10 protein-coding genes are annotated in these 9,347 nt (G+C 69.7%); 5 read left to right on the plus strand and 5 right to left on the minus strand.

Features of this window, described 5'->3' with window-relative positions:
- Window positions 1–18: 18 nt before the first annotated feature.
- Genes ACFQ4H_RS18205 through ACFQ4H_RS18215 form a run of 3 tightly spaced genes read left to right on the plus strand, consistent with a single transcriptional unit; the run spans window position 19 to window position 2,968 of the window.
- Window positions 19–1,053, plus strand: coding sequence for an efflux RND transporter periplasmic adaptor subunit (locus tag ACFQ4H_RS18205; RefSeq protein ID WP_377572173.1), 1,035 nt, complete (start codon window positions 19–21; stop codon window positions 1,051–1,053).
- Between the two features lie 5 nt (window positions 1,054–1,058).
- A complete protein-coding gene (locus tag ACFQ4H_RS18210; RefSeq protein WP_377572190.1) occupies window positions 1,059–1,712 on the plus strand; it encodes an ABC transporter ATP-binding protein in 654 nt (217 codons plus the stop codon).
- A 32-nt stretch (window positions 1,713–1,744) separates the two neighbouring features.
- On the plus strand, window positions 1,745–2,968 hold the full coding sequence (locus ACFQ4H_RS18215) for an ABC transporter permease (protein WP_377572191.1): 1,224 nt from the start codon (window positions 1,745–1,747) through the stop codon (window positions 2,966–2,968).
- A 77-nt stretch (window positions 2,969–3,045) separates the two neighbouring features.
- On the opposite strand, the gene ACFQ4H_RS18220 is transcribed toward ACFQ4H_RS18215, so the two are convergent.
- The 5 genes from ACFQ4H_RS18220 to purN all read right to left on the minus strand — a co-directional run bounded on the left by ACFQ4H_RS18220 (window position 3,046) and on the right by purN (window position 8,038).
- The gene (locus ACFQ4H_RS18220; protein WP_377572174.1) at window positions 3,046–3,444 is read right to left on the minus strand and encodes a VOC family protein; all 399 of its coding nucleotides are present in this window, start codon (window positions 3,442–3,444) and stop codon (window positions 3,046–3,048) included.
- 181 nt (window positions 3,445–3,625) lie between these two features.
- Window positions 3,626–4,576: a malate dehydrogenase gene (mdh, locus tag ACFQ4H_RS18225; RefSeq protein WP_377572175.1), complete on the minus strand. Its 951-nt coding sequence runs from the start codon at window positions 4,574–4,576 to the stop codon at window positions 3,626–3,628.
- 171 nt (window positions 4,577–4,747) lie between these two features.
- Window positions 4,748–5,611 carry a bifunctional methylenetetrahydrofolate dehydrogenase/methenyltetrahydrofolate cyclohydrolase gene (locus ACFQ4H_RS18230; RefSeq protein WP_377572176.1) on the minus strand — a complete coding sequence of 288 codons (864 nt, stop codon included), beginning with the start codon at window positions 5,609–5,611 and terminating at the stop codon, window positions 4,748–4,750.
- Between the two features lie 229 nt (window positions 5,612–5,840).
- Window positions 5,841–7,421 carry a bifunctional phosphoribosylaminoimidazolecarboxamide formyltransferase/IMP cyclohydrolase gene (gene purH, locus ACFQ4H_RS18235; protein WP_377572177.1) on the minus strand — a complete coding sequence of 527 codons (1,581 nt, stop codon included), beginning with the start codon at window positions 7,419–7,421 and terminating at the stop codon, window positions 5,841–5,843.
- Window positions 7,418–8,038 carry a phosphoribosylglycinamide formyltransferase gene (gene purN, locus ACFQ4H_RS18240; protein ID WP_377572178.1) on the minus strand — a complete coding sequence of 207 codons (621 nt, stop codon included), beginning with the start codon at window positions 8,036–8,038 and terminating at the stop codon, window positions 7,418–7,420. Before purN ends, purH begins: the two co-directional genes overlap by 4 nt.
- A 228-nt stretch (window positions 8,039–8,266) precedes the next feature.
- On the opposite strand from purN, the gene ACFQ4H_RS18245 reads away from it, so the two are divergent.
- Both ACFQ4H_RS18245 and ACFQ4H_RS18250 read left to right on the plus strand, forming a co-directional pair.
- Window positions 8,267–8,560 (plus strand): CD225/dispanin family protein, encoded by a 294-nt coding sequence (locus tag ACFQ4H_RS18245; protein WP_377572179.1) that lies wholly within the window; start codon window positions 8,267–8,269, stop codon window positions 8,558–8,560.
- A 28-nt stretch (window positions 8,561–8,588) separates the two neighbouring features.
- Window positions 8,589–9,161 carry a DUF4190 domain-containing protein gene (locus ACFQ4H_RS18250; RefSeq protein ID WP_377572180.1) on the plus strand — a complete coding sequence of 191 codons (573 nt, stop codon included), beginning with the start codon at window positions 8,589–8,591 and terminating at the stop codon, window positions 9,159–9,161.
- The last annotated feature ends 186 nt before the right edge of the window (window positions 9,162–9,347 follow it).

The raw sequence follows: 9,347 nt of genomic DNA on the forward strand, positions 1-9,347 counted from the left end.
AGGGGGCGGGTGGTGTCCGTGGCGGCAGCCGTGGCCGCCATCGGTGCCGCCGTCGCGGTGACCACGGGGTTCGGCTGGCCCGGCAGCGGGGACGGCGATCCGGCGCGCAGCAGTCTCCCTCCCGCTACCGCCCAGGTGACCCGGCAGACCCTCGTCGAGACGCAGACCGAGAGCGGCGAGTTGGGTTACGGCGACACGACGAAGTTGTACGGCCGGCTCCCCGGGACCGTCACGGCGCTACCGGCCGTCGGGGCGACGCTCAGTCGTGGACAGGTTCTCTACCGGGTCGACGACACGCCGGTGGTGCTGCTGTACGGCACGATGCCGGCCTACCGCACCCTGTCCACCGGGGCACAAGGCACCGACGTCAAGCAGTTCGAGAAGAACCTCCACGCGTTGGGCTACCGGGGATTCACCGTGGACGAGACGTACTCCGCCTCGACCGCCAGCGCGGTCCGAAAGTGGCAGGGCGACCTCGGCCTACCGAAGACCGGCACGGTGGAGCCGGGGCGGATCAGCTACGCGACCGGGGCGGTGCGGGTGGACAGCCTGACGGCTGCGGTGGGTGACGCCGGCCAGCCGGGTACGGCGGTACTCGCCTACACCGGGACGACCCAGGTGGTCACCGTCGAACTCGAAGTGTCGGACCAGCGGCTGGCCCGTAAGGGGGCCGAGGTGGAGGTGGTCCTGCCCGATGGCAGGGCCACATCCGGCAAGATCACCCGAATCCTGACGACGATCAAACCAGCCGAGGGGCAGAACGCCACGAAGACGACGCTGCTGGTCACCGTCTCGGTCGACGACCAGCAGGTGCTGGCCACCCTCGCCCAGGCAACGGTGACGGTGGGCTTCACCGCCGCGCAGCGGGAGAACGTGCTGACCGTACCGGTGGCCGCGCTGCTCGCCCTGGCCGAAGGCGGATACGGGCTACAGGTGGTGGAGGAGTCGGCGACCCGGATCGTCACGGTGCAGACCGGACTGTTCGCTGGTGGTCGGGTCGAGGTCTCCGGCCCGGGCCTGACCGAGGGCATGACGGTGGGGATGCCGGCGTGAACGCGGTGGTGGAGTTGGCGGAGGTAAGCAAGGCGTACCCCGGCGGGGTCGTCGCGCTGCGGGAGGTCACCCTCGCCATCAGGTACGGCGAACTCGTGGCCATCGTGGGTCCGTCCGGTTCGGGCAAGTCCACCATGCTGCATCTACTCGGCACGCTGGACCGCCCCTCGTCCGGGGTGGTACGCATCGACGGCCACGACGTCGCGACCCTCTCCGACCGCCAGCTCTCCGCGCTGCGGGCCCGCCGGATCGGGTTCGTGTTCCAGCAGTTCCACCTGACGCCGGGGCAGCCGGTGCTGGACACCGTCGCGGACGGGTTGCTCTACGCGGGCGTACCGATGCGGGAGCGCCGACGACGGGCGGAGGCCGCGCTGATCCGCGTCGGTCTCGGCAACCGGCTCGACCATCGACCGCACGAGCTCTCCGGTGGCGAACGACAGCGGGTGGCCATCGCCCGGGCGGTGGCCGGCGAGCCGGCGCTGTTGTTGGCCGACGAGCCGACCGGAAACCTCGACTCCACGTCCGGGGCCGGGGTGGTGCAGCTACTCCGTGAGCTGCATGAGGGCGGCACCACGGTGCTGGTCATCACCCACGATCGGGACCTCGCGGCGAGCCTGCCTCGCCAGATCTCGATGCGCGATGGGCAGGTGGTCTCGTGACCGAGTCACCACCACGGGTCGTTCCGGACGACCTGCCGCAGCCGGTCAGGGCGAACCCGCAGGATCTCTCGTCGGCCCGACTGCGTCCCCGGGACGTGCTGCGGGTCGGCGGTGCCGGGCTACGCACCCGGCCGCTCCGGGCATTCCTCTCCGCCCTGGGCATCGCGATCGGCATCGCCGCGATGATCTCGGTGGTGGGGATCTCGACGTCCAGTCGGGCCGACCTGGACCGTCAACTCGCTGCGCTCGGCACCAACCTGTTGACGGTGGCACCGGGTAACACCCTGTCCGGCGGGAACGCCCCACTACCCGCCGCATCCGTCTCGATGATCTCTCGGATCGGGCCGGTGACCGAGGTCGCCGCAACCGGCAAACTGCCCGAGACCCGCGTCTATCGCAATGACCGGATTCCCGCCGCGGAGAGCGGCGGGATCTCGGTACTGGCCGCACACCTCGACCTGCCGGCCACGGTGGCCGCATCCCTGGCCCACGGCACCTGGCTGAACGCGGCGACCGCTCGGTATCCGGCCGTGGTGCTCGGTCACGCCACGGCCCGGCGGTTGGGCATCGGGGCGGCCGGGGCGGATGTCCAGGTCTACGTCGGCGGCCGGTGGTTCACGGTGGTGGGCATTCTCGACCAGGTACCACTGGCACCCGAGCTCGACTCGGCCGCCCTGGTGGGCTGGTCGGCCGCAACGGCGTACCTGGACTTCGACGGCCACGCCACCACCATCTACACGAGAGCCGACGACGCCGACGTCGAGGCGGTACGCAACGTCCTGGCCGCGACCGCCAATCCACAGGCACCCAACCAGGTGAAGGTGTCCCGCCCCTCGGACGCGTTGACCGCGCGTCAGGCCGCCGACCGCTCCTTCGCCGGCCTGCTACTCGGGCTGGGGGCGGTGGCCCTGCTCGTGGGCGGTGTGGGGGTGGCGAACACGATGGTCATCTCGGTGCTGGAACGCCGTCCGGAGATCGGGTTGCGCCGCTCGCTCGGTGCCACTCGCGGCCAGATCCGGGTCCAGTTCCTGGCTGAGTCGCTGCTGCTCTCCGCCCTCGGCGGTATCGGTGGCGTGGCCGTCGGCATCTTGGTGACGGCCGGGTATGCCAGCACCCGGTCGATGCCGACGGTGGTACCCGGGTGGGCGATGGTCGGTGGGGTGGCGGCCACCCTGTTCATCGGCGCGATCGCCGGCCTGTATCCGGCGATCCGCGCCGCCCGCCTCTCCCCCACCGAGGCCCTCGCCACGCCGTAGCGGTGTCGTGGTGGGAGGGCGGTCGAGGACAGCCGTATCGGCACCCATCCTCCCGCCCTCCCACCGGTTCTCGTTTCCTACTCCTGGGTGTCCGGCTGGGTCATCCACTGCACGAGCTGGACGACGACACCGTTCGGGTCGGTCACCTGGAAGTAGCGCTCCCCCCAGGGCTCGGTCTCGATCGGCGTGGTGATCTCCACTCCCTCGCGCTGGACGCGTGCGTACTCACCGTCGATGTCCTCCACAACGAAGACCAGGAGGAGCCCGGACGCCCGCTGCTCACGCAGGCTGTCCGGCTTCAGGCTGGCCAGTCCGGTACGCAGGAAGATGACATTGAGGCCCAGGTCGTCCCGGGTCAGCGACACGAACCCGTCGGCGGCCATCTCCTCCCGGAACTCGAAGTGCTGCTTGAGGAAGGCGGCCGAGGCGGCCACGTCGTCGACGTTCAGCGAGATGGCGGCACCGGTGATCTGCAAGAGGATCTCCCTCGGTCGAGAAGCTCCGAGGCGCTCGGCCTCGATTCCCTTACATTGTACACAGTACAGCGTAGAGAGTTTAGTTTCCCGGTGTGATCCGGAACGCAGATCGCCCCGCCACCTCAGGTAGGTGGCGGGGCGATCTGTCGACTCGCGCGGTCGGCCGCGTCCGTCGTACGGGTCAGAGGTTGGCGACGTCGCCCTGCTTGGCGCGGACCGCCTCGGCGGCCTCCTTCAGGCTGGCCAGCTCGTCGGCGTCCAGGTCGGTCTCGACGACCCGACGTACGCCCTCAGCGCCGATCTCAGCCTCGACGCCCAGGTAGACGCCGGAGATGCCGTACTCGCCGTCGACCCAGGCGCAGACCGGCAGGACGTCGCCGGAGTCGGTCGCCACGGCCTTGGCCATCCGGGCGGCGGCGGCGGACGGGGCGTAGTACGCCGAACCGGTCTTCAGCAGCGCGACGACCTCGGCACCACCGTTGCGGGTCCGGACGACCAGCTCCTCGATCTTGTCGGCCGGCATGACGTCACGCAGCGGCTTACCGTCGACCGTGCTCTTGGACGGAACCGGGACCATGGTGTCGCCGTGCGAACCCAGGGTCAGCGTCTTGACCGAGGCGACCGGCACCGAGAGCGCCTCGGCCACGAAGTTGCTGAACCGGGCGGTGTCGAGCATGCCGGCCTGGCCGAGCACCCGGTTCTTCGGGAACTGGGTGGCCAGCTGCGCCATCGCGGTCATCTCGTCCAGCGGGTTGGAGACGACGATGACCACCGCACTCGGAGCGTACTTGGCGACGTTCTCGGAGACCTGTCGAACGATCTTAGCGTTGGTCTCCAGCAGGTCCATCCGGCTCATGCCCGGCTTACGCGGCAGGCCAGCAGTGATGACGACCACGTCCGAGCCTTCGATGGCCTCGTAGCCCTCACCGTTGGGACCGGTGGTCTGGCCGACGACCTTGGTCTCGAAGCCCTCGATCGGCCGCGACTGGTTGATGTCCAGCGCCAGCCCTTCGGGCTTGCCCTCAACGATGTCAGTGATCACCACGGTGTCGAAGACGTCGTACTCGGCCAGGCGCTGTGCGGTCGTCGAGCCGTAGAAGCCTGCACCGACGACAGTGACCTTTTTACCCATGGTCGTCCCACTCCCTGATACCAGTCGGGTTTTCCGGACCGTATCAGTCATGGTGTCACCGTTTTGGGCAGGGCCGGTGACCGTTGGCCGGATCACCGCTCGGTCGTGGGGTAGGGAAGGGCCCCTTCGTGTCGCTGGCCTTGGAACTGGCCCTTCCTGACACCAGAACGGTCAGAGGTCCCGCTCAGCGCGCTCCACCACGTTGGTCAGCAGCATGGCCCGGGTCATCGGCCCGACGCCACCCGGCATGGGCACCAGTGCCCCGGCCACCTCGGCCACCTCCGCCGCGACGTCACCGGTGTAGCGCCCCTTGCCATCGGCACCGATGACCCGGGTGATGCCCACGTCGACCACGACCGCACCCGGCCGGATCATGTCGGCGGTGAGTAGGCCGGGTACGCCCGCGGCGACGATCACGATGTCGGCCTGCCGGGTGTGCGCGGCCAGGTCCAGCGTGCCGGTGTGGCAGAGGGTGACCGTGGCGTTCTCGCTGCGCCGGGTCAGCAGCAGGCCCAGCGGACGACCGACCGTGTTACCCCGTCCGACCACCGCGACCTCGGCCCCGCGCAGCGCCACGTCGTGCCGCCGCAGCAGTTCCACGATGCCGCGTGGGGTGCAGGGCAGCGGCCCGGGGTAGCCGAGCACCAGCCGGCCGAGGTTCACCGGGTGCAGGCCGTCGGCGTCCTTGTCCGGGTCGATCAGCTCCAGCACCCGTTGGGTGTCGATCTGGGCCGGCAGCGGCAGTTGCACGATGTAGCCGTGGCAGGCCGGGTCGGCGTTGAGCTCGGAGATGACGGCATCCACCTGCTCCTGCGTAGCGTCGGCAGGCAGTTCCCGTCGCAGCGACGCGATACCGACCTCGGCGCAGTCCCGGTGTTTGCCGTTGACGTACGCCTGGGAGCCGGGATCCTCGCCGACCAGTACCGTGCCCAGTCCCGGGGTGATCCCCCGCTCCGCGAGTGCCTTCACCCGTACCCGCAGCTCATCCTTGATCTCCGCTGCGGTCGCTTTGCCGTCCAAGAGGGTCGCCGTCACACCACAAATCGTCTCACGTCCCCAAGATTCCCGTGATCAGGGACCAGAACCGGCGGTTTGCCGGTGTAGTCGTACCACCAGTCCCCTGATCACGAGGATCCTGGCGGAGGCCGGGGACACCCGCTGCCGGCGATCCGCGGGGCAACAGCCAGGCCATGCCGACCCTACGAGCCGCTCCATGAGCTGCGCCCCGGTACGTGGTACCGGGGCGCAGCCCATGGCGGAACGGTCAGTGGAAGAAGTGGCGGGCGCCGGTGAGGTACATCGTGATTCCGGCAGCCTGCGCGGCGGCGACGACCTCCTCGTCGCGTACCGAGCCGCCCGGCTGCACGACAGCCCGTACGCCCGCATCGATCAGGACCTGCAACCCGTCCGCGAACGGGAAGAACGCGTCGGAGGCCGCGACCGCGCCCCGGGCCCGCTCCGCACCCGCCCGGGACACCGCAAGGTGTGCCGCGTCGACCCGGTTGACCTGCCCCATTCCCACCCCGACGGTTGCCCCGTCCGCGGCCAGCAGAATCGCGTTGCTCTTCACCGCCCGGATGGCCCGCCAGGCGAACGCCAGGTCGGCCAGGGTCTCCGCGTCGGCCGCCTCGCCGGCCGCCAGCCGCCAGGTGGTCGGGTCGTCGCCGGGAGCGTCCACCCGGTCGGCCATCTGCACGAGTACGCCGCCGCTGACCTGCCGCCACTCGGCCGGCTGCGATGACCAGGCCGGAGCACGCAGCAGACGGATGTTCTTCTTCGCGGCCAGCACCTCGACCGCGCCCTCGGCATAGTCGGGGGCGACGACGACCTCGGTGAAGATCTCGGCCACCTGCTTGGCCAGCTCGACGGAGACCGGCCGGTTGACCGCGATGACCCCACCGAACGCCGACACCGGGTCGCAGGCGTGCGCCTTACGGTGCGCCTCGGCGACGTCCACGCCGACCGCGATGCCACACGGGTTGGCGTGCTTGATGATCGCCACCGCCGGCGCCTCGGCGAAGTCGTTCGCCGACCGCCATGCCGCGTCCGCGTCGACGTAGTTGTTGTAGGACATCTCCTTGCCGTGCAACTGCTCGGCCTGGGCCAGCCCGGCCGGGGTGCCGGGGTCGACATAGAGCGCCGCCTGCTGGTGCGGGTTCTCCCCGTACCGCAGCGTCGCGGTGGGACGCAGGGCGAGCCCGGCGAACCCGGGCCACTCCTGGCCCTCCTCGCCCATCGTCACCGCACACCAGTTGGCGACGGCCACGTCGTACTCGGCGATGTCGGCGAAGGCGCGGGCGGCGAGCGCGCGACGCTGCGCCAGCGTGAAACCGCCGTCGGCCAGGGCAGCCAACACCAGGGGGTACGCCAACACGCTGGTGACCACCGCCACCGACGCGTGGTTCTTGGCGGCGGCGCGGACCATCGCCGGACCACCAATGTCGATCTGTTCGACGCAACTGTCGAAGTCGGCCCCGGAGGCGACCGTCTCGGAGAACGGGTAGAGGTTGGAGACCAGCAGGTCGAACGGGCGTACGCCGAGTTCGTCGAGTTGGGCGGCGTGCCGCTCCAGCCGCAGGTCGGCCAGCAGACCGGCGTGCACCTTCGGGTGCAGGGTCTTCACCCGGCCGTCGAGGCACTCGGGGAAGCCGGTCACGGCCTCGACCGGCGTGACCGGTACGCCGGCCTTCTCGATGGTGGCGGCGGTGCTGCCGGTCGACACGATCTCCACTCCGGCGGCGTGCAGCGCCTGGGCGAGCTCGGTCAGGCCGGTCTTGTCGTAGACGCTGATCAGAGCGCGGCGCACCGGGCGCCGACCGTCCACTACGGAGCCGCTCTCGCTCACGGAATCGTGACCTTTCTTCCAGTTATCGTCCAACCCTCGCGGACCAGCCGGCCGATCTGCTCGACCAACTGACGCCGCTCGGCTTCCTTGATGCGTTCGGTGAGGGTTTCCTCGTCGTCGTCGTCGAGCACGGGCACGGCCACCTGGGCCACGATCGGGCCGGTGTCGACCCCCGCGTCGACGAAGAACAGGGTGGCCCCGGTGAGCTTGACGCCGTAGGCGAGGGCGTCCCGGGGACCGTGGATGCCCGGGAACGCGGGCAACAACGTGTTGTGCGTGTTGAGGTAGCGGTCGCCGAAGGCGGCGAGGAACTGTGGGCCGACCAGTTTGAGGAAGCCGGCCGAGACCACCAGGTCGGGCTGGTGTTCCGCGACGTGCGCGGTGAGGGCCCGGTCCCACTCGTCGCGCGACGGGTACGACCTGAGCGGGTCGACGAAGACGGGTACGCCGGCAGCGGTGGCCCGGTCGAGGCCGGCTATGCCGTCCCGGTCCGCCCCGACGGCGACCACCCGTGCCCCGTAACCCGGGTCGACGCATGCGTCGAGTAGCGCTTGCAGGTTGCTGCCAGATCCGGAAATTAGGACGACGATACGGGCGGCCGGCACGGGCTCAGTCACGTCAGCACCCTATCGGGCAGGTCAGGCGGCCCTTACGGCACCTCCACCGCAACCATCACAATTTCCCACCGATGTGGCGCGTGGTCGGCAAGTTGCCAACGTAGAACACCCCTCGTGTCGCCCGCATTCGGTACGCTGCCGGACGCTCGGGGATTGGCCGCCCAAAAGAATAGCCGCTCTCCGTAACCCTTTGGCCACGAAAGACGACATTCCAAGGAGTCCACCACCATGCACCCCGGCTACCCCTCTCAGCAGCCGCAGCAGATCGACAACAACATGACGATGTCCATCGTCGCGATCTTCCTGTTCTGGCCGCTGGCCATCCCTGCCATCATGAACGCGTCCAAGGTCAACCCGCTGCTCCAGCAGGGGGACTACGCCGGTGCGCAGGCAGCCGCCACCGAGTCCAAGAAGTGGTCGAAGATGGCCCTGATCATCGGCCTCGTTCTCTGGGCGATCAACATCATCTGCTGCATCATCTACTTCGTCATCATCGGGGCGGCTGCCTCAAGCAGTGTCTGACCGCGCCTAGTTCCGACAGGAGTCACACATGCAGCCCGGCTACCCCGGCCAGGACCCGTACGGCCAGCAGCAGCCTTCATCCCAGGACCCGTACGCGCAGCCGCAGCAGCCGTACGGCCAACCCACCTCGGGCCAGCCGGCATACGGTCAGCCCACGTCCGGTCAGCCGTACGGTCAGCCCACCTCGGGTCAGCCGGCATACGGCCAGCCGCAGTACTCGGACCCGTACGGCCAGCCGCAGTACTCGGATCCGTACGGCCAGCCGTCCTCCGGCCAGCCGTACGGTGCGGCCCCCGGCTACGGCGCGCCCGTCCCGGGCTACCCGGCGCCACCGGCTCAGCAAGAGAACACCCTGGGTCTGGTCTCCATGATCCTCGGTATCGTGGCGATCCCGCTGTTGTGCTGCTTCGGCATCGGCACCCTGCTCGGTATCGCCGCGGTGATCACGGGCTTCCTCGGTAAGCAGAAGGCGGACCAGGGGCTGGCCTCCAACCGGGGGCAGGCGATGGCCGGTTTGATCTGTGGCGCGGTCGCCGCTGGAATCGGTCTCATCCTGATCGTCCTGAACATCATCGGTACGTTCGCGTTCCCGACGAGCTGAATCCGCTGAAGAGCCGTACGGGGCGCTCCGGACCACCGGGGCGCCCCGTAGCTCTTTCCCGGCCCGGTTGCCTACCCGCCCACCCCGGCCATCGCCTGCCGGGCCCGAGGTCGGCGCGGAGCCGGTCTACCCGGGCCGGGCCCGAGGTCGGCCCCGGCCCGGAGCCGGTCCACCGTGCCGCGCCCT

It is taken from the genome of Micromonospora sonneratiae, assembly GCF_042679305.1.
GTDB lineage: Bacteria > Actinomycetota > Actinomycetes > Mycobacteriales > Micromonosporaceae > Micromonospora_H > Micromonospora_H sonneratiae.

Coding starts and splice junctions, on each gene's coding strand:
- mdh (WP_377572175.1), bottom strand. CDS start 4,576: ATGGGTAAAAAGGTCACTGTCGTCGGTGCAGGCTTCTACGGCTCGACG.
- ACFQ4H_RS18245 (WP_377572179.1), top strand. CDS start 8,267: ATGCACCCCGGCTACCCCTCTCAGCAGCCGCAGCAGATCGACAACAAC.
- ACFQ4H_RS18250 (WP_377572180.1), top strand. CDS start 8,589: ATGCAGCCCGGCTACCCCGGCCAGGACCCGTACGGCCAGCAGCAGCCT.